The organism is Paenibacillus sp. LPE1-1-1.1, from assembly GCF_040676435.1.
Lineage (GTDB): Bacteria > Bacillota > Bacilli > Paenibacillales > Paenibacillaceae > Pristimantibacillus.
Genome location: NZ_JBEGHY010000034.1, coordinates 259,201 through 278,820, shown reverse-complemented (window position 1 = coordinate 278,820; position 19,620 = coordinate 259,201). Strand labels below are relative to the sequence as shown.

The following is a 19,620-nucleotide window of genomic DNA, read 5'->3' as shown; positions in this document are numbered from 1 at the left end:
CATCGACCGGTTAGAACAGCCCGATTTCTCTTTTTAGAAGGTCACAAACCCCATGGCCCGCTTTGCCTGAAGCAGCGTGGCGTTAGCGGTCTCGGATGCTTTCAGTGCTCCCTCCTTCAAAATGGCGACAAGCTCCGCGGAATCTACGATTTCCCCGTACCTCTCCTGGATCGGTATTAATCTCTCGGCTACTACCTCGGCTAAATCCTTCTTAAAGCTCCCGTAGCCCTGACCCTCATACCGCCTTTCAATGGCAGCAATAGAATCACCGGAGAACACGGCATAAATCTCCATAAGATTGCTGACCGCTGGTTTAGCTTCCCAATCCAAACGCACGCTTCCCTCTGAATCGGTTACGGCTTTAGCGAATTTTTTTCTGATCTCATCCGGCGAATCGAGCAAATGCACGCAGCTATTCCGGTTCGGGTTGCTTTTGCTCATTTTTTTGCTTGGGTCATCCAGTCCCATTATGCGGGAGCCCAAGCTTTGAATGATCGGCTCCGGTATGACAAAGGTACTTCCAAAACGGTTATTGAAACGTTGCGCTAAAACCCTGGTCAGCTCTAGATGCTGCTTCTGATCGTCACCCACAGGCACATGGGTCGCTTGGTAAAGGAGAATATCCGCGGCCATCAAGGCGGGATAGGTAAACAGTGCAGCACTAACCGCATCCTTGCCCTCCGACTTTTCTTTAAACTGCGTCATTCTGCCAAGCTCGCCGAGATGCGTTTGCGTTTCCATCAACCATCCGAGCTCAGCATGCGCAGGTACCTGCGATTGAATGAAAATAGCACATTTCTTAGGATCAATACCCGCCGCAATATAAAAGGCAGCAATATCCTTTGAACGTTGATATAACTCTTTCGGATCTTGCGTGACGGTTACGGCATGAAGATCCGGCACAAAGAAAAAGCACTCATACTCCTGTTGAATCGTTAAAAATGGCTGCAGCGCTCCTCCAAAGCCTCCAATATTCAGCTCGCCGCTTGGTTTAATCCCGGACAATACTCGTTTCATGTTCATTCCTCCTTGTTTTTGGGCATCAAGCGTAAACTTATATAGCCGCTCTTTTGCGGCAAAGGCTCGTTTCGCGGAGATTTATAAGCACATTTATAAGTGAAAATATAAATAAAAAAACACCTGTCCGCTAAAAAAGGGACGAAGTGTTTGCTCCGCGATACCACCCGAATTCGGCCAATGGCCGCACTCTTTCATGTCAATTTCTAACACGATTCCCCTAGATAACGGAGGGACTCACCGTCAACGCCTACTGGCTGGTTAACCAACGTTCGGATTGAAGCGAAAGAAACCATTCACCCGGACAATCGTGCCAGACCTCTCACCAGTCGCTGGCTCGCTTTGACAATTGCATCAGGATACTCTTTTCTTTCATGGCTTTAAGCTATAAATAGATGAAATTCACAATACAATATGGAAGGCCGAATAGTCAATCTTTTCCTTTTATTTAAGCTCGCCGATAAGCCCCCTAGAGCTTCAGACGATCCGTTGAAATCGTAGTCTCATAAGTCAGCCCAAGATAACGATAGCGGATGGTAACGGTCTCTATGGTTAACTCATCCGTAATCGTCAGGGCATAAATTTTATCCGCGGCTGTCGCTTTTCTATCTTTCATCTTATCTATCTGTCCTTGGGGATCTGTTCCTGTAGGTAGGCTGACCTCATGCAGCCCTTTAAACGTATACGTGCCGAATTGCCGGGCGTCCATTTGGTCCGATGCGATGAATCCTTTGGTATGGTCGCTGACTTGTATTTTCACAAAATCAGGAACTGCGCTTTTATTTATAAGCACCTTTATAATCTCAATGCTGCCGATCGAGCCTTTATTCCCAATGGAAACAAGCATCACTTTTCTATCAGATGTGGACGAGCTTGCTCCCGCGGTTAATGGCGGATTTGCTTTGAGATAACAGTAAGCAGCTAATAATAAAGCAGCGATGATTGCAACAATCATAAGCGCCTTTCTCAAAATCGTACACCTCCTTTAGCCTTCAAGCAGCCCATTCGCTTGATTCACCAATCTCACCTGCGTCTCGCTCAGCCGCCCCTTCGCATAGCTGGAATCCACAGGCTCCACCCATGCAAAGCCGTCTTCAACGTAACGAGGAAAAACATGCATATGATAATGCGTCAAATCATTAAATTTCCCGCCATTCTGAATAACCGTGATTCCGTCCGGTTGGAATTCCGCTTTCAGCCGCCTTGCCAGCATGGCTGATGCCTTCATGATTTCGTTCGCTGTTCTTTCATCCAGATCATCGACATCATGAAAATGCCTCTTCGGCAGGATGAGCACATGTCCTTCATTTAACGGAGCGATATCGAGAAAACAGGTGACCCATTCATTTTCATAGACGGTATGAGTTTCTATTCGATGATTGGCAAGCTGGCACCCCAGACAAGGCGTTTCTGACATTCCATTTTCCTCCCTTAGCATATTTATTGTATCTTTTTCCAATTATATATTATGAACTAGGCTTCATTGCTGCATTTTTGATTATTAATTTTCTTTTGGCAACAAAAAAAAGGAGCAGCCGCAGCTGCTCCTTTTTTCTATTCCATTTGTTTCGCTCATTTTTGATGCAGAAATTCTCGCATGCTGCCAGCCTTATTTGTGGCTTTCGAGCCACGCCGATAGAAGGTCGATCTCCTCATCCGTCAGCTGTCCTTTGTAACCAGGCATTCCGTTCCCGCCATTGCTTATTTGCGTTTTAATTTGTTCGAAAGACAATTCATTGCCGACATGCTGCAGGTTAGGTCCATTCCCGCCCGAGAGGTCAACGGCATGACAGCTCACGCAGTTTTTGCCGTACAGCGACTCCGCTTCTGCCGTATTAACCACAGCGTTGCCATTGTTCTCTGCCGGCGTTTCGGTATTGGCTCCATTATTGGTTCCGGTATTGGCTCCATTATTGGCATCATTACCGCCGCCGCAGGCAGATAGCGCAAGAATTAACGCAAAGACAGATAGCAGCAAAACCCATTTGTTTTTATAAATCATGATGTTTCCTCCTAGTGTAGGGAGTTTTGTTGTTACTTTACCCTCAATTGAATGATCTATGCAGCGTTTGCCAAAGATTTTCAGAAGAGGGAAGACTGCGCATAACAGAAAGCTTACTGGTTATCCTAAAGAAATGCATGACGGATTAACCGAAATAAGCTTTAAAGCGGGGTGATTATGTGGATATGCAAGGGGATCTGGTCAACCACTTAACCGAGCTGCGGAAAAGACTGATTATCGTGATCGCTTGTTTCTTCGTCGCTATGAGCGGAGGGCTGTATGCTGCCCCCAGTATTTTACGGTATATCAAATCAGGTCTGACCGCCAAATCAGTGGAATGGAACGTCTTCTCGTTCACGGACGGTTTGTTCATCTATTTGCGCTGCGCTTTCCTGTTCGCCATTCTTTTCACGCTGCCGGTGCTGCTTTACCACACTTGGGCGTTTGTGCGGCCCGGTCTGACGGAAACGGAAGCAAAAGGAACGCTGGCCTATGTGCCCGTATCCTTCCTTCTTTTCCTTGCCGGCGTATCGTTTAGTTATTTTCTTGTGTTTCCGATGATGCTCGGATTCATGATGGAAATGAACCAAAATGTCGGCGCCGTCGAGACGTACGGGATTGATCGGTATTTTTCCTTTCTGTTCAGTGTCGTGTTCCCGCTTGGCATCGCCTTCGAAATGCCGCTTATCATCCTGTTTCTGACGAAAATCGGGCTGCTCACTCCTGAACGGCTGAACGGCTCGCGCAAATATGCCTATGTCGGTCTGGCCGTTGTCGGGGCCTGCATCTCCCCGCCGGACTTTGTCTCTCACCTGTCCGTGACAGTGCCGCTGCTGCTGCTCTTCGAGATCAGCGTGCTCGTAACCCGAAGGTATGCAAAACGAGTGGCCGCCGTTCCTTCACCTACTTGAACCAAAAAGGAGAATGACCTATGTTAAACAACATCGGTGTTTCAGGGTTAGTCATTATTCTGCTTATCGCGCTCATCGTTTTTGGGCCGGCTAAACTTCCCCAGCTCGGCCGGGCTTTCGGCGATACGCTGCGCGAATTCCGCAGCTCGACGCGCGGCATTGTGGACGATGAACAAATCGTCCCATCCGCAGACAAAAAGGATGACATGCAGAAGCTGCTGTAGGACATAAAAAAAGGGCCGTTCCCGTATTTCCTCGGGAACGGCCCTTTTTTGTTTTTGGACACACCGCCTCATTCAAACCAGCAGGCCGCCTTTTTCCCTATACTTCAAAATGCCCTCCGCCGCGCGGTAAGCCAAAGCTCCGACCGTATTCGTCGGATTGTAGCCGGCGTTTTGCGGAAATGAGCTGGCACCGACGACAAACACGTTGTCCGCATCCCACATTTGACTGTACGTATTGACCGCCGACGTGTCCGGTTTATCTCCCATGATGACGCCGCCTGTGTTATGCGTCGACTGATAGGTCATAATCTCATAAGGACCGAGATCCTTTAAATAATCAACCTTATCCGCGCCCATCTCATTCATAATCTTAGAGCAGCGCTCGGCTAGAAACTTCGCTAGCTCGCGATCCTGATCTTCGAAATCAAAGGTTATCCGCAAGAGCGGATCGCCGTAGACATCCTTGTAGGTCGAATCCAAATCGAGAAAATGATGCTTGAAAGACATCGACGAGCCTTGTCCCCCTATCGCAAGCGTTCGATTGGAATAATGCACCGACTTCGCCTTGAATTCCGAGCCCCAAGCGGCTGTTCCCGACGGCGTCGGATTGTTCTGAATCGGGCGGGCGCCAGTCTGGGTGAGCGCAATGGAGCCTCCGTGAATAAAATTCAGCTCGGAGTGGTCAAAGTTGTCACCGTTATAATCATCAAGAGAAACGCCGAGCGCTCCTGCACCCGCGAAGTTATTAAACTGCTGGTTTTCGAAGAAACCAACCGCGCTGCCTTTCATAACCTGATAGGCGTAGTTCCGACCGATGACACCTGTCCCTGACGCTGGATCATAAGGTTTCCCGATTCCCGACATCAGCAGCAGCCGAACATTGTTGAACACGTAGCTCGTCACGACAACGATGTCTGCAGGCTGAATGATCTCCTCCCCCGTCGTTACGTCCGTATACATAACGCCGGTCGCCTTACCACCCTTATGTAGAACCCGGCGGACATTGGAATGGGTACGGATCTCAAACTTTCCTGTCTTGTTAGCCACCGGAATGACAGTCACCACTGGATCAGCCTTGGCCCCGTATTCACATCCAAAGCGTTCGCAGTATCCGCAATATTGGCAAGCGGCACGGGCGATCCCATCAGGATTCGTATAGTTCTCCGATAGATTGGCCGAAGGAAGCATATACGGATTGAGCTTCAGGCGAGTAGCCGCATCTACGAACATCTGCATCGCCGGTGACTTCTTCATTGGCGGAGTCGGAAAAGGGCCGCTGCGTTTGCCGCCCAGAGGATTTACCTCGCCTGAAATGCCAGCCATTTTCTCGAATTTGTCGTAATACGGCTCGATCTCGTCGTACGTAATTCCCCAATCCTGAATCGTCATGCCAGCCGGGATTTTATTTTTTCCGTATTTCTCGATCGTCTTGCTGCGAATTTCAAAATCATACGGCAAAAACCGGTAGGTCTGCCCGTTCCAGTGAACGCCCGCTCCGCCGAGTCCGTCCCCGATCAGGAACGAGCCGTACTGCCTCATCGGCAGCGCACGGATTTTCTCATTGCTGCGGAACGTGATCGTTTCCTTAGATAAATCCTGCATCATTTCGTAACGCAGCGCGTAACGCAGCTCGTCATGCACCATGAAATAATCCTCGGTCTTCCGCTCTTTTCCTCGTTCAAGACCTACCACGTTTAAGCCGCTTTTCGTAAGCTCCGAGGCGATGATGCCCCCAGACCAGCCGACCCCTACGATGACAACGTCGGTTTTCGGTAATGTTTTGGCCATAATATCCTCCCGATTCGCTAATGAGAAACCAAATGGTCTTGCAGGCTGCTCGGATCAAGTTTCGTAAAATCTTTTTCAATCATGGTGATATAGCTCATCTGATTGCCCGGATAATTGCGCATCTTCCACCCGTTCATATCCAAATTCCCCCCATACAGCGGGTCACTATAAGCACCTTCCAGCGTACTGGTTCGCAGCATTTTGAAGAAGCTGCTCGCAGAAATCGTAGTCAGCTTCACCTCGTCCGACTCAAAGCCTTTAAGCAATTCATCCTGCTGCTCACCTGTCAAGTCGATGAAGCCCTTTTGAAACTTGGTCATGCTGTAATTCTCCAGCTCGCGCAGGCCGATCTCAAATATTTCTTTTCTTTTCAGCCGGCCCTGATAGCCTTGCTCCTTCTCCCCCGTGTAGAATGGCGGGGTCATGTAATCTCGTCCATTGAACCCCCATTCCCCGGCGAGCTGATGGTCAATAAAGTAAGCGACACCCAGCGATTTCGCACCTGGACCATTCTCATCCTCGGGAAAAATCCGTTCCGTCGCGCTCTCGACAATCCGGAACTGCGCTTGGGTAAAAAACATGAGCGCGCGGTTATAGTTTTTTGGTTCAGCCGTCTTTCCTTCATCCGTTTTACCCGGTGCCGTCGTTGTGGTCGGTTTCTTTTTGAGTAAGGAGCCTAGCGCCCCGCCCACGGCTATGCCGCCTAATGCGTATCCCGTATTAATAAGAAACCTGCGGCGGGAGTTTCCTTCGACCGTGCCTTTGTTTGGTTCTTTCTGTTTATCACTCCGATCCAAAACTTGCACCTCCTGGAAAGTTCGTTCTTTCCTCTTTATTATTTTCCAACAACCCATGAATATTCATTTCATGGAAATGGTCATCCTAACATCAAAATGCAACACTATGGAGGATGATTCTTCGATGACTGCTTTCAGCAAATTGCTCACGCTTTCCGTTGCCGCTTTTGCTCTGTCCGGCTGTGCCAATGAAACGCCCCCTGCCTCGCAAGCTAAGGCCTTAACGCAACAAGAAGCCCACAAACTTCATGACCCGTCCGTCATTCCGAACGAAGCAGGACCAAAGCTGCATACAACCAATGAACACGGCAATACCACGTATGGGATGGGCACATCCGTGTACAGCATGATCGGCAGCTCCGGACTGCATGCGAACGGCTTCTCTGCCCATCTGGAATCTCGGCTGAGCGGAATCGGCATCCCCGACGTGCGCGTTTTCGTTTTCGACGATACGGTCGTGCTCGCCACAGAGAAGCTTACCTCCTCCGGTTCGCAATATGATGAGGTGCAAAAGAAGTTGCTGGATCAAACCGAAGGACTTTCAGGTCAAGGCTACTCGCCGAATAATGGGCTTGGCGGCATGAATGGGACGGATAAAGGAAGCCATGATAATCTATCGATGGCCGCAAGCCAGATCAAGAATTTCATGGGCGGGGATGTAAAGGTGCTCACGGTAACGGGAACGAGAGCAGTGAAAGCAATCGAGAAAATTCGTGAGGATGCTTTGGCCGAGAATCTATCTCCCGATAAGCTGGCCAGCGATATTCGCCAGCTACTCAGGCTGGTTAAGGCGGGGCAGAAGTAACACGGCAAAAAAAAGCGGCCACCGGATCAATTCCGGCAGCCGCTTTTTACGTTATGCTTTGTGCAACGTAAACCGTCTTTAGTTCTATTTAGTTAGTGTGATGTGTGTGCTGCACGGCGCAAGCAGTTGGTCTCGAGGTAGCTACGTTGTACTTTGTGCAACGTAAGCCCGTAAAAATGGCCTTATTTGCTGCTACGCTGCAGTTTATACAATGGATTCCTCTACAGTAGCTCCATTTTGCAGTCTAACATCCATTTCTGTTGCATTTTCTGCAGTGTAGCCTACAGTTTGAGGCTAATTTCAGGTTTCTGTTGTAGAAAGTGCAGTGTAGCACACGCCTTTCCTTAACTTGCGTATCTGTGTCAGCACATTCCTAACTCCTAACTCCTAGCTGCGGTTCGGCGCGTCAGTTATACATACAAACTAGTTCTAGTGCGTGCTGCAAGGCGCAAGCAGTTGGCCTCGAGGTAGCTACGTTGTACTTTGTGCAACGTAAGCCCGCAAAAACGGCCTTAATTGCTGCTACGCTGCAGTTTATACAATGGATTCCTCTACAGTAGCTCCATTTTGCAGTCTAACATCCATTTCTATTGCATTTTCTGCAGTGTAGCCTGCAGTTTGAGGCTAATTTCAGGTTTCTGTTGTAGAAAGTGCAGTGTAGCACACGCCCTTCCTTAACTTTCGTATCTGTGTCAGCACATTCCTAACTCCTAACTCATAACTCCTAACTGCGGTTCGGCGCGTCAGTTTTACATACAAATTAGTTCTATTTAGTTAGTAAAATGTGCGTGCTGCACGGCGCAAGCAGTTGGTCTCGAGGTAGCTACGTTGTACTTTGTGCAACGTAAGCCCGCAAAAACGGCCTTAATTGCTGCTACGCTGCAGTTTATACAATGGATTCCTCTACAGTAGCTCCATTTTGCAGTCTATCATCCATTTCTGTTGCATTTTCTGCAGTGTAGCCTGCAGTTTGAGGCTAATTTCAGGTTTCTGTTGTAGAAAGTGCAGTGTAGACACATTCCTAACTCCTACTCCTAGCTGCGGTTCGGCGCGTCAGTTTTACATACAAATTAGTTCTAGTGCGTGCTGCAAGGCGCAAGCAGTTGGCCTCGAGGTAGCTACGTTGTACTTTGTGCAACGTAAGCCCGCAAAAACGGCCTTAATTGCTGCTACGCTGCAGTTTATACAATGGATTCCTCTACAGTAGCTCCATTTTGCAGTCTAACATCCATTTCTATTGCATTTTCTGCAGTGTAGCCTGCAGTTTGAGGCTAATTTCAGGTTTCTGTTGTAGAAAGTGCAGTGTAGCACACGCCCTCCCTTAACATTCGCATCGGCTAAACCTCAAAGGTCGTCTAATACATCCGTTTGTTAAGTAATATGGCACATTTACACTCATTTAACGGTTAAAGTTAGGATTACTGGGCTGGCGGGGCGCCAGGTTTCGGGTTGGTGGGTTGGTGGGTTGGTGGGTTACTGGTTTGCTCGATTGCTCGGTTGGTGAGTTACCGGGTTTCTGGATTGATGGTTGACAGGTTACTGGGCTGGCGGGGCGCCAGGTTTCGAGTTGGTGTGTTGGTGGGTTACTGGGTTACTGGGTTACTGGGTTACTGGGTTACTGGGTTACTGGGTTACTGGGTTACTCGGTTGGTGAGTTACCTGGTTTCTGGGTTGATGGTTGACAGGTTACTGAGCTGATGGGTTGATGGTTGACAGGTTACTGGGTTGCCGGGTTGCCGGGTTGCCGGGTTGATGGGTTGATGGGTTGATGGCTTGATGGCTTGATGGCTTGCCAAGTTGATGGCTTGCAGAGTTGTTGAGTTACTGACTTGCCAGTCTATCAGGTTTCTGGTTTGCTGGGTTGCTGGGTTGCTCGGTTGCTCGGTTGCTCGGTTGCTCGGTTGTTGAGTTGTTGAGTTTCTGGCTTGCTAGGTTGCCCGGTTGATGGGTTGCCGGGTTGATGGGTTGATGGTTGCCAGGTTACCGGATTGTCAGTTTACTGGCTTGCTAGTGTGCCGAGTTGCTGAGTTAGCGGTCTAGCAGATCTCCGGGTTACTGAATTGCTGGGTGACGGTTGCAATTTTGTCGGCTTTCCAGGTTGCCTGGCTGCCGTGTTTACCATCTTGCTGCCAGGTTTATGAGCAGCCAAATACAAAAAAAGCTGCCGAACCATCAGGTTTGGCAGCCCTTTACTATTTTCCACATCCGCGCAGCTGCTTATCTTATCTGCTACCAAACTGGGCATGGTGCAGGCGGCTGTAAATGCCGCCCGCCGTGACGAGCTCCTCGTGGCGGCCTTGTTCGGTAATTCCTTGCTCCGTTACGACGACAATTCGATCGGCGTTCTTGATTGTTGCCAGTCGGTGCGCGATAACGAGCGTGGTCCGGCCAACGGACAGCTCTGCCAGCGACTGCTGGATAGCGGCTTCCGTCTCCGTATCGAGCGCTGACGTTGCTTCGTCGAGAATAAGGATCGGCGGGTTCTTGAGGAACATCCGCGCAATGGCTAAACGCTGTTTTTGTCCGCCGGACAGCTTTACGCCGCGCTCCCCAACTACCGTATTGAGCCCCTGCGGCTGAGCATGGATGAACTCCTCCAGCTTCGCTCTCCGAGCCGCCTGCCAAATATCCTCGTCCGAGGCGCCAAGCTTCCCGTAGACAATGTTCTCACGGATGGTGCCCGCAAACAGGAACACGTCCTGCTGGACGATTCCGATCTGCTTCCGCAGCGAATCCAGCTTCAAATCGCGAATATCGTGGCCATCGACGGAGATGCTGCCGCCTTCGATTTCGTAGAAACGCGGCAGCAAGCTGCACAGCGTTGTTTTGCCGGCGCCGGAAGGCCCGACGAAAGCAATCGTCTCGCCAGCGCGAATCGATAGATCGATATTTTGCAGCACCTTCGCTTCGCCTTCATAACCAAATGTAACGTCACGGTATTCAATATTGCCGCTTAAACGGTCCACCTCGACCGCATCCGGCTTATCCGCAACATCTGGCGCCGTCTCCAGAAGCTGCACGTAACGCTTAAATCCGGCAATCCCTTTCGGATAGCTCTCGATGACGGCATTAATTTTTTCGATAGGCTTGAAGAAAATGTTCGTCAGCAAAACGAAGCTTATGAACTCTCCGTATTTCAAATCTCCCTTAATAACAAACCATGTGCCTGCAATCAGCACGAACACGGAAACCAGTCTCATGAGCATGTAGGTGATGGATGAGTTCAAGCCGATTATTTTGTACGAAATAAGCTTGGCTTCACGGAAACGCAGGTTATTTACCTTGAACAGCTTTTTCTCGTGGCTTTCATTCGAAAAAGCTTGAACAACGCGAATGCCGCCGACCGTATCCTCCACGCGCGCATTGAAATCGGCCATATCCGAGAACAAGCGGTTTGCAGCCCTCGTCATTTTACCGTTGAACATCAAGACTAGCCATATAATGATAGGAACAATAACGAATGTTAAAATAGCCAGCTCCAAATTAATATACGCCATGATGCCGAATGCCCCAACCAGCGTCATTGCCGCAATAAACATATCCTCGGGCCCGTGATGGGCCACCTCGCCAATCTCGAACAAATCATTCGTAAGCCGCGAGATCAGATGGCCGGTCTTGGTATTGTCGAAGAAACGGAACGAGAGCTTCTGGACATGATCGAACAGCTTTTTCCGCATGTCCGTCTCGATATTAATTCCGAGCATATGCCCCCAGTAGGTAACCACATATTGCAACAGCGTATTGATAATATAGACGACCAGCAAGATCGCGCATGCCGTTACAATCAGCCCCCAATTCTCGTCGGGCAGCAGGGTATCTATGACATAACTAACCGCTAGAGGGAAGCAAAGCTCAAGCACAGCCAGCAAAACCGCACAGCAGAAATCCAGCAGGAACAGCTTTTTGTAGGGCTTATAATAGGCAAAAAATCGTAAAAGCATCGTTAGCTCCTTCTTCTCTCGTAGTGATAATCATTTTCAATAAAATGATATACAATCACTACCATACTGTCAATCCATTGCCAAAATCAATCCGCTCCGGATGCGTATAGACGTTCATCTCCCCGCCCCGAATGAAACCTACGCAGGTAATGCCCAGATCCTCGGCGAGTCGCAGAGCGAGATCGGTCGGGGCCGATTTGCTGAGCATGATCCCGCAGCCGATTTTGGCGGCTTTCAGCACCGCTTCCGAGGAGAGCCTTCCGCTAAAGGCAATGACCTTATCCGAGGTGCGGAGCCGATGCAGCAGACAATAGCCGAACAGCTTATCGAGCGCGTTATGGCGCCCGATGTCCGTTCTTACGGCGAGCAGCCCGGCAGGCGTTCCGATCGCTGCGTTGTGAACGCCGCCCGTACTGCGGAATTCCGAGGAGCTTTCCTGCAGCTCCTGCATGAAACGGATACACTGCTCTGCGGATATTCTCGTGCGGGTCATTATCGTTTTGGCCGTCAGCATATCGTTGTGAAAATAAAACTGCCGGCTCTTGCCGCAGCATGATCCGATAAACCGCTTTGCGTAATGGTCATGGCTTAACGTTTGCTTATGCTCAAGCTCAACATAGGCAAAGCCCGTATCCTCATGGATGATTAACGATTTCACTTGTCCTGCCGCGCGTATCACGCCTTCGGATGCAAGAAAGCCGATGACAAGCTCCTCCAAGCTCGAAGGAGAGCACACCAGCGTTGCAAACTCTTCGCCGTCCAGCTTCAAGGTAAGCGGGAATTCGGCAGCGATATCATCATCCTTCTCCAAGGGTACGCGGCCGTCGTATTTGATTATCCGCCACTTTGTCGTGTTTGAAAGCTCCATCCGCTTGCTCCTCCTTCACGTCCTGCTTAAGCACTCTCCACCCGGTATGCCGCCCCTGCAGCCTAAGCAGGCGGCTCGGTCTCCAGCTCGACGATCCGCTTCTCCATGTACTTCGTATCTTTAAAAGCATGATAGGTATCTGCCCGCTCCACGATAACCGAAGCATTATACTCGGGGATACCGGCTTGCGGCTCATAGACGCCCTTCGCAAATAAACTGTTGCCTTCCGGCCAGTACAGCTCGATATTTCCAGGCGCCATATCCTCCTTCTTTGCCCTTCCATGGAAGCTCCCGCTTCGGTTATAGACGACGATCGCATCCCCTTCTGCGATAGCAAGCTTAGCCATATCCGCCTTATTCATCAATACGTCATATCGTCCCGCAGCGTTAAAAGCATCCTTCTCCCCATAAATCATCGAATTGAACTGCTTGCCCCGCCTTGTCGTCGCATAAAAATGTCCTTCCGGTATGCGCAGCTCCGGCAACGCGATCGGCAGAAGATTTCCTCTGCCATCCTCCGTCGGACAATAGCCTTCCTCGCACAACCATGCACCGCCCCATTGAAATACATCGCCTTGCTTCCGCAGATCGCGAATTCCGTCGTATTGCGGCGATGCCAAAGCAATTTCCCGCCTAACGGCATCGGCATCCTTGAATGCAACCGCCCCTTTGAGCTCCGGACGAATCCTCGCAGCCAAATCTGCATAGATCTGCCATTCGGCGCGGGCTTCCCCGATCCGCGGCCCATCGATTTGCGGCGAGTAGTAAACCATCCGCTCCGTCGAGGTTGAAGTGCCGCCGCCTGGTTGCTCGTATCGCGTCATGGCAGGCAGGACAATGACCTCCTCCTCCGCATCCAGCAGCGTGGAGCTATTCAGCACAATATCCTGATGAACCCTCAGATCGACCGCTTCCAAGCAGCGCTTCACAAAATCCGGGTCTGGCATGGTCTCGACAAAATTGCCGCCTGACATATAAAACAGCTTCAGCTTTCGTTCATGCCGCTCTGGCAGCAGGGCATTCTCCAGCGAGACGCCGACGATATCTCCCTGCCAATCCGGAAGTTTGAAGCCCCACAGCCGCTCCATCCGGCGAATATCCTCGCCCTTGAACTCGCCGCCAGGCAGGCTGAATGGGTCGGCACCCATTTCGCCTGAGCCTTGAACGCCGCTATGGCCGCGTATCGGCATTAGTCCGCAATGCTCGCGTCCCAAGAAACCTCTAAGCAGCGCGAGGTTTGCCACCTGTGAAATATTATCCGACCCGAAGCGATGCTGCGTCAGCCCCATGCTCCAGACGAATACGCCGGACTTCGCTGCCGCCAGCAGCGAAGCGAAGGTCCGCATCCTCTCTCTCGCCAGCCCCGAGGATTTCTCCAGCAGCTCCCAATCCTGCTGCAGGACATGGGCCTTCAGCTCCATGAAGCCATTCGTATGCTCGCTCACAAAATCATGATCGATCGCCGAGCCCGGCCGCGCCTCCTCCATCTCAAACCAGCTCTTCATTACGCCGTGCATGAAGGCAATATCGCCGCCGATGTTCACCTGATAGAAATCGTCGGCCAGCTTCGTGCCAAAGAGCGCCGATTCCGGTATCGACGGAATCCAATAGCCCTCCATCGCCGGCTCGCGATAAGGGTTGATGACAATGATTTTGGTCCCCTTGCGCTTAGCCGCATACATGTACTTTGTCGATACCGGCTGATTATTCGCGGCAACGCTGCCCCAGAATACAAGCACATCCGTGCCGATCCAATCCTTGTAATTGCAGGTGGAAGCCCCTACGCCAAGCGAGCGTTTCATGGCCGTCTTGGAGGGGGAATGGCAAATGCGCGAGGCGTTATCGATATTGTTCGTGCCGATCAGCCTTGCCGCCTTAGCCGCCACATAATAGGATTCATTCGTTATGCCCCTTGCGGTTAAGTAAAAGGCCAGCTGCTTCGGGTCGATTGCCCGTGCTTTGGCGGCAATGCGATCCATTGCTTCATCCCAAGAAATTCGGCGAAAGCTTCGTTCCCCTTTGCTTCGAATAAGCGGATACGGCAGCCTTCCCAGCTTGCGCAACTGCGCGCTATCCAGCTTGCGAAGCTCATCGATATCCGAGTGGAGATCCGCATCTCGCATGGCAGGCATCGTATTCAAGCGGAGCACGTTAAGCCTCGTCGTGCAGAGATGCGGGCCGTCCAGCGTCTGATCATATAAACCGGATACGCCCAGCGCGCAGCCATCGCACACCCCCTGCGTCAAAATCCGATAAGCATAAGGCAAATTGTCCCGGTTGTCCCACGCAACCTTAAGCGTGTCCCTTATATGATGGGGTTTAATTCGTCCAAGCCCAAACGGCGCCTTGCTCACCCATAAACTCGGATCCGGCCGCTTTGGCAGCTTTATTGGTCCCGTATGCAGCGTCTTCTTCAATAGTCATCCACCCCCGCGAAGAATCTTCATTCCTCATTCATCATGTAAAGATACGAAACGATCTGCTGGGCCATTCCCGTAAGAAAGCGCATTCATGAATTAATTGGCGATATTGAATGAACTGAAATGTTTAGCATGATTCTCGCAGTAGTGCCCGCTGAGCTGAGCGAGCAGATCATTCTGCTGATCGCGCCTCCAGCCGGATTCCTTCTTTCCTTAGCCCCTATAGAATAAGAATCCGGCTGCAAAAGCGAACACTCCGTTTCTCCAAAATGATCTTCTCGCTCCGCTTCTGCCTGCCATTTATCCACTTAAACAAACCTGCAAACCGAGCTGTCGTTCCTTCCGAAAATGCGGCTATAAAGGCAATACCTGCACCGCTGCTTGCTTGCCGCTTACTTGAATGCCCGACTGCTTCTTGCCGCTCTCGGCCAAATCCTTCAGCATGCGCTCCAGCAGCTCCTTCGCCTTCGGGCCTTCCTTGCCTTGAATGCGAACGACGAGCTGAACGCCGCTGCCGGAACCGAGCAGCTTCGCCGCCTGCCGAAGCTTCGTATCATAATCATGCTCCTCGATATGAGGCGTCAAGCGGAGCTCCTTGATTTTGCTTGGCTGCTCCTTGGCCTTTACGCCGCGCTTCTCTTGGCTGGCCTGCTGCTTAGCCTGTCCTTTGGCCACCAGCTTGCATGGCGGGGGACTGCTCATAAGCGAGGTACACACCAAATCCACCTTCAGCTCGCGCGCTTTCTCGAGTGCTTCTTCCCGTGTAACAACGCCTAGATCCTCGCCTCGCAGGCCCGTTAGCCGAACCTCGGAGGCGCGTATTTTTTCGTTCATGATCACCATTGATGCCATACCAGCGTATCGCTCCCTTGCTGTGAATATGGAAAACAGCAGCCTTAGTTGCAAAGCCGCTGTTTTTTTCCTTCTTCCATTATACGCTTTTCTTACACGTCCAGCGCGGTTTGTTTGTGAATGCTTCCGCCGGACCCGTTCTCTGCCGTTATTTTGGCCGCAGCCTCATTAAACTCCGCCTTGCGCAGAAACTTCTTGCCTCTCCAGCGGACAAGCGACAGCGTGCCGCGAATATATTCGTCCAAGATCATGCAAGCATAGATCCCGATCAAGCCCCAGCCCAGCTCGATGCCCACAAAGTAAGCCAAGCCTGTCGCGATCAGCCACATCGAGAATACGGACGTCCACATCGTAAAACGCGTGTCGCCGACGGCATTAAGCGCATTGCCGAGCGCCATATTGACCATTTTGCCTGGCTGCAACAGTAAATTCATGCCGAGCAGCGACACGCCAAGCGCTACGATTTCCTTATTTTCGGTGAACAATCCGAGCAGATGCTTGCCGAACAGGAAGATGATGAAGGCATTGACCGTAACCACCGCAAGGCCGATCCACATCGCCCGGAAAGCAAGGCCGTACGCCTCCTTCACCCGCCCTGCGCCATACAGATGAGCAATCTGAATTTGGACCGCCAACGCAATCGAATAGCCGAGCATGAAGCAGAACGATTCGAGCGTGTTCATATAGGTTCGCGCAGCCAACTCATTCGAGCCCAGCATCGCCAAAAAGGTGAATATCAGCAGCTGCGTAAACACCCAGCAGGACATATTGACGCCAAGCGGCCAGCCGATGCGGATAATGTCTCCGAAAAGCTTGCGGTTAAATACGTTAAGATCACGCAGCCCAATGGTCCGCTCGAAGGAGCCGAGGAACATAATGAACAGCACGATGGTTGCGAGCAAGCGGCAGAGCACGGTGGAGACGGCAACGCCCATCAGGCCCCATTTTGGAAAGCCAAACGCCCCGAAGATGAATGCATAGTTGAAAAAGACATGCACCACGTTCATCCCGATCGCCGTATACATCGGGCCCTTCGTATTGCCCGTATTCCGGATCGATGTGCTTAGCGCCGACATCAAGGCAATCAATACCATGCCTCCGCCGACAATCGAGATATAGGTTTTGGCCAGCGGAATCAAATGCTCCGGAAGTTGAAGCATCGCCGCGATCTCCCCGGGCATTAGAAACAACAGGACGCTCAGTCCCAGACCGATAACGGCGCTCACGTTGACAGCCATAATGGCGATTGTACGCGCATCCTCGCCATTGCGGGAGCCGATCTTTTGGGCAATGAGAATACCAGCACCGCTGGCTACCGTTATAAATAAAGTCGTAAGCGCTTGGAATAACTGATTGGAGAAGCCTACTACCGCAACCGCATCATCTGAAATCCGGCTTACCATCAGCGTATCGGCCGCTCCCAGCAAAAACTGCAGAAACAGCTCAATGAATATCGGCCAGGCCAGCATCCACAGCGTTAATTTTTTGTTTGTTGAAGCCATTATGCGATCCCCCTGCATCGGCTGCCTTAAGCAAGCCGTATCCGTTGTAAAATCATCAATCGTCATTTCAAATTATAGATGCTATACTGAGCGTGATGTATCACTTTTACAACCGAAACTATAACGATTCCAACTTCGATATAAAAGAGGAGCACTTAATCCCATGACCATCCTATATTTGACTATTCCTCCTCTTCCGCATTACATCATCGGCGGCTATACCATCGCACCGGCCGGACGCAAGCATCCCAGCAGGCGCAATATCGAAGTATTCGACCTGCTGGTCGTGACGCGCGGCTGCTTATATATCGGAGAAGAAGACCAGCACTTTGAAGTGAGCGCTGGCCATGCCCTCATTTTGCGGCCTGATGCCTATCATTACGCGACGCTTGCCTGCCAAGAGCAAACCGCTTATTACTGGATTCATTTTCAGACGACCGGAAAATGGAGCCTGTCCGATCAACCGGAAACGGAGATGCCCGCCGAGCGAGCCAAAGAGAGAGCGCTTTCGTCAAGTATTTACACGACACAAACCTTTACCAAGCAGCTGCCCCAGTTCGCCAAGCTGCTGCAGCCCTCCAAAATGGACAGCCTGCTGCGCCTGCTGGTGCAGCTTAATATGAACGACCATATCCCGAGCGTCAGATGGAAGCAGCAGCTCGCGTTCCAAGAGGTCATTGAGCATCTGTCCGCTTCGATGGAAGCGCAAGGGCCCACCCCCTCCGCCTTATGCGCGGAGCAGGCCGCTTCTTATTTGCGCGAGCATTACCGCGAGAGCATCACCGCCCAGGAGCTTGGCGAGAGCATTAACTTTCATCCCGTCTACATCGCCAGATGTATGCAGAAGGAGTTTGGCTGCGCGCCGTTTGACTACCTCATGCGCTTCCGCATCGAACGGGCCAAGCTGCTGCTGCTCCAAACCGACCTGCCGATCGCCCGCATCGGGGAAGAGGTCGGCTTCAACCATGCCGCCTACTTCACCTCCTGCTTCGCCAAATACGAGAACATTTCGCCGCGCAAGTACCGTCAGAGATTCTCGCATGGTTGACCGTCCGCATTTTCGCGTACAAAAAAAGACCATCGGGGCTTCCCGACAGTCTTCTTACGGCTCTCGCTAAGAGAGCCACCTTTCCTTCTTTCCTTACATCGACGACGAAACGCCTTCGCCGCGGCTGCCGGAGACGCCTGCCGGCTTCTTGCCCCAGCCCGTAAGGCGTTTTCCTAAACGGATCGAAGGCAGCTCAACGAAATAATAGCTCAGCGTTCCGGCTCCAAAGGACGCAATAAATGCAATCATAACGATATATGGCGTATCCAGCGCACCGTTCAACAGATGAACGAGCGACAGCAAAACGATCATATGGTACAAATAGAGGCTGTACGATATTTTACCGAGAAACAACAGCGGCTTACGCTGCAGCTGGCGCGCTAACCGGACGGACGAGACGGCTGCCACAATGAAGATGGAAGCGCCGATCGCGGTCATCCAATCGCCCCAATGCGGCATGAATCGATCATGAAAGTCCTCGCCGTAGCCGATCCATTTGAATGCATAGAAGCAAAGCGCAAGAACAAGCATGACCGTTGCCCACCAGCCATTTAAACGCGAAAATACCGTCTTCAGCTCATTTTGATACCTGGCCAGCAAAGCGCCTACAATAAAGAAGGCTGCGTAATGCAGCGAGACGACAAAGTTGGTCATGTAACGTGTCTCGAAATTGTCGAGCAGAATTTCAGCGCCATAAGACAAAGCCAGCGCAAGTGGCAGTCCGATTTTCCAGCCGCCTTTTACAATAACAAACATAATAAATGGGAATAATAACGAAATACGCATCTCATGGACAAGCGTCCACAAAATAGGATCGTACCGCGTCGAATTGTAATTCCCTACAAAGAGCAGATGATGGATGATCGAAGTCAGGTCCGGCGGGATGACCCACAGGTTGTTATAATAGCTCGTTAAATCCGTCAGCTTCGATACGTAAACCGCTTCCCTCATGACAATGGCGATGATCAAAGCCACAAGGAACGGGATATAGATGCGGCAAATCCGCTTGATTACATATTTGGTGTAGGTCTGTTGACGATTGCTGAAAAACGGCAAAGATAGCACGAAGCCGCTAAGCAGAAAAAACATAATAACGGCCTCATGGCCGCCCCAAATGGCATGCAAAGGCGTATATTTCAACAGGTTCAGCGGATAATCCAGGATGCCGAGACCCGAAGTATTTTGCACAATTGGCGTAAATACCATTAAGAAGTGCCCAATCATCACAGCAAGTGCTGCCAGTCCTCTAAGCGAATCTAGTTGTTCATAGCGCTGCACATTGCTACCTCCCATGTTTACCGAATCTTTATGATACCAAAGTCGATTATAAGGGATTGCGGCCGCTTTGTCCGCAGTTCGGCGAAAATAAAAATATTGGGAAGATAAAAATTTTAGGCAACGGAATAGAAAAAGTGCCTCCTTAAGTCGTTATATTGTCTATCTAT

General features: G+C 50.9%; 16 protein-coding genes and 1 other annotated feature. Of the genes, 4 read left to right on the top strand and 12 right to left on the bottom strand.

The features are described 5' to 3' along the window. Positions 1-33: 33 nt before the first annotated feature. The 4 genes from trpS to MRBLPE1_RS24375 form a co-directional block, all read right to left on the bottom strand. Positions 34-1,017, bottom strand: coding sequence for a tryptophan--tRNA ligase (gene trpS, locus MRBLPE1_RS24390; RefSeq protein WP_364150349.1), 984 nt, complete (start codon positions 1,015-1,017; stop codon positions 34-36). 134 nt (positions 1,018-1,151) lie between these two features. After that, positions 1,152-1,402: a binding site (T-box leader), on the bottom strand. 84 nt (positions 1,403-1,486) lie between these two features. Next, a complete protein-coding gene (locus MRBLPE1_RS24385) occupies positions 1,487-1,987 on the bottom strand; it encodes a hypothetical protein (protein ID WP_364150346.1) in 501 nt (166 codons plus the stop codon). Between the two features lie 15 nt (positions 1,988-2,002). Then, a complete protein-coding gene (locus MRBLPE1_RS24380) occupies positions 2,003-2,434 on the bottom strand; it encodes an HIT family protein (RefSeq protein WP_364150344.1) in 432 nt (143 codons plus the stop codon). 192 nt (positions 2,435-2,626) lie between these two features. Continuing rightward, complete coding sequence (locus MRBLPE1_RS24375; protein WP_364150342.1) at positions 2,627-3,019, bottom strand: c-type cytochrome; 393 nt, start codon at positions 3,017-3,019, stop codon at positions 2,627-2,629. Positions 3,020-3,198: 179 nt separating this feature from the next. On the opposite strand from MRBLPE1_RS24375, the gene tatC reads away from it, so the two are divergent. Both tatC and tatA read left to right on the top strand, forming a co-directional pair. Continuing rightward, positions 3,199-3,930, top strand: a complete 732-nt coding sequence (gene tatC / locus MRBLPE1_RS24370; protein WP_364150340.1) for a twin-arginine translocase subunit TatC — start codon at positions 3,199-3,201, stop codon at positions 3,928-3,930. Positions 3,931-3,950: 20 nt separating this feature from the next. After that, a complete protein-coding gene (gene tatA / locus MRBLPE1_RS24365; protein ID WP_364150338.1) occupies positions 3,951-4,154 on the top strand; it encodes a twin-arginine translocase TatA/TatE family subunit in 204 nt (67 codons plus the stop codon). A gap of 72 nt (positions 4,155-4,226) precedes the next feature. Here tatA and MRBLPE1_RS24360 read toward each other — a convergent pair whose 3' ends face one another. Continuing rightward, positions 4,227-5,942 (bottom strand): GMC family oxidoreductase, encoded by a 1,716-nt coding sequence (locus MRBLPE1_RS24360; protein WP_364150336.1) that lies wholly within the window; start codon positions 5,940-5,942, stop codon positions 4,227-4,229. 17 nt (positions 5,943-5,959) lie between these two features. After that, positions 5,960-6,748: a gluconate 2-dehydrogenase subunit 3 family protein gene (locus MRBLPE1_RS24355; protein ID WP_414698917.1), complete on the bottom strand. Its 789-nt coding sequence runs from the start codon at positions 6,746-6,748 to the stop codon at positions 5,960-5,962. Between the two features lie 115 nt (positions 6,749-6,863). Between MRBLPE1_RS24355 and MRBLPE1_RS24350 the strand changes: the two genes are divergently transcribed. Beyond that, complete coding sequence (locus MRBLPE1_RS24350; protein ID WP_364150330.1) at positions 6,864-7,544, top strand: hypothetical protein; 681 nt, start codon at positions 6,864-6,866, stop codon at positions 7,542-7,544. A gap of 2,222 nt (positions 7,545-9,766) precedes the next feature. Here the strand turns inward: MRBLPE1_RS24350 and MRBLPE1_RS24345 are convergent. The 5 genes from MRBLPE1_RS24345 to MRBLPE1_RS24325 all read right to left on the bottom strand — a co-directional run bounded on the left by MRBLPE1_RS24345 (position 9,767) and on the right by MRBLPE1_RS24325 (position 17,127). Continuing rightward, on the bottom strand, positions 9,767-11,485 hold the full coding sequence (locus MRBLPE1_RS24345) for an ABC transporter ATP-binding protein (protein WP_364150327.1): 1,719 nt from the start codon (positions 11,483-11,485) through the stop codon (positions 9,767-9,769). A gap of 58 nt (positions 11,486-11,543) precedes the next feature. Beyond that, positions 11,544-12,353, bottom strand: coding sequence for a formate dehydrogenase accessory sulfurtransferase FdhD (fdhD, locus tag MRBLPE1_RS24340; RefSeq protein ID WP_364150324.1), 810 nt, complete (start codon positions 12,351-12,353; stop codon positions 11,544-11,546). A 62-nt stretch (positions 12,354-12,415) separates the two neighbouring features. Continuing rightward, positions 12,416-14,770, bottom strand: coding sequence for an FdhF/YdeP family oxidoreductase (locus MRBLPE1_RS24335; protein WP_364150321.1), 2,355 nt, complete (start codon positions 14,768-14,770; stop codon positions 12,416-12,418). Between the two features lie 357 nt (positions 14,771-15,127). Continuing rightward, positions 15,128-15,616, bottom strand: coding sequence for a translation initiation factor IF-3 (gene infC / locus MRBLPE1_RS24330; protein ID WP_364151482.1), 489 nt, complete (start codon positions 15,614-15,616; stop codon positions 15,128-15,130). Positions 15,617-15,717: 101 nt separating this feature from the next. Further along, entirely contained in the window at positions 15,718-17,127 is a 1,410-nt protein-coding gene (locus MRBLPE1_RS24325; protein WP_364150318.1) for an MATE family efflux transporter, read from the bottom strand. 163 nt (positions 17,128-17,290) lie between these two features. On the opposite strand from MRBLPE1_RS24325, the gene MRBLPE1_RS24320 reads away from it, so the two are divergent. Then, positions 17,291-18,175, top strand: a complete 885-nt coding sequence (locus MRBLPE1_RS24320) for an AraC family transcriptional regulator (protein WP_364150315.1) — start codon at positions 17,291-17,293, stop codon at positions 18,173-18,175. A 93-nt stretch (positions 18,176-18,268) separates the two neighbouring features. Here the strand turns inward: MRBLPE1_RS24320 and MRBLPE1_RS24315 are convergent, their stop codons facing one another. After that, positions 18,269-19,453, bottom strand: coding sequence for an acyltransferase family protein (locus MRBLPE1_RS24315; protein ID WP_364150312.1), 1,185 nt, complete (start codon positions 19,451-19,453; stop codon positions 18,269-18,271). Positions 19,454-19,620: the final 167 nt, after the last annotated feature.

Excerpts from the sequence above, each read along its gene's own strand:
- trpS (WP_364150349.1), bottom strand. The coding sequence starts at position 1,017 with ATGAAACGAGTATTGTCCGGGATTAAACCAAGCGGCGAGCTGAATATT.
- MRBLPE1_RS24380 (WP_364150344.1), bottom strand. The coding sequence starts at position 2,434 with ATGTCAGAAACGCCTTGTCTGGGGTGCCAGCTTGCCAATCATCGAATA.
- MRBLPE1_RS24375 (WP_364150342.1), bottom strand. The coding sequence starts at position 3,019 with ATGATTTATAAAAACAAATGGGTTTTGCTGCTATCTGTCTTTGCGTTA.
- tatA (WP_364150338.1), top strand. The coding sequence starts at position 3,951 with ATGTTAAACAACATCGGTGTTTCAGGGTTAGTCATTATTCTGCTTATC.
- MRBLPE1_RS24360 (WP_364150336.1), bottom strand. The coding sequence starts at position 5,942 with ATGGCCAAAACATTACCGAAAACCGACGTTGTCATCGTAGGGGTCGGC.
- MRBLPE1_RS24350 (WP_364150330.1), top strand. The coding sequence starts at position 6,864 with ATGACTGCTTTCAGCAAATTGCTCACGCTTTCCGTTGCCGCTTTTGCT.
- MRBLPE1_RS24345 (WP_364150327.1), bottom strand. The coding sequence starts at position 11,485 with ATGCTTTTACGATTTTTTGCCTATTATAAGCCCTACAAAAAGCTGTTC.
- fdhD (WP_364150324.1), bottom strand. The coding sequence starts at position 12,353 with ATGGAGCTTTCAAACACGACAAAGTGGCGGATAATCAAATACGACGGC.
- infC (WP_364151482.1), bottom strand. The coding sequence starts at position 15,616 with ATGGTGATCATGAACGAAAAAATACGCGCCTCCGAGGTTCGGCTAACG.
- MRBLPE1_RS24325 (WP_364150318.1), bottom strand. The coding sequence starts at position 17,127 with ATGGCTTCAACAAACAAAAAATTAACGCTGTGGATGCTGGCCTGGCCG.
- MRBLPE1_RS24320 (WP_364150315.1), top strand. The coding sequence starts at position 17,291 with ATGACCATCCTATATTTGACTATTCCTCCTCTTCCGCATTACATCATC.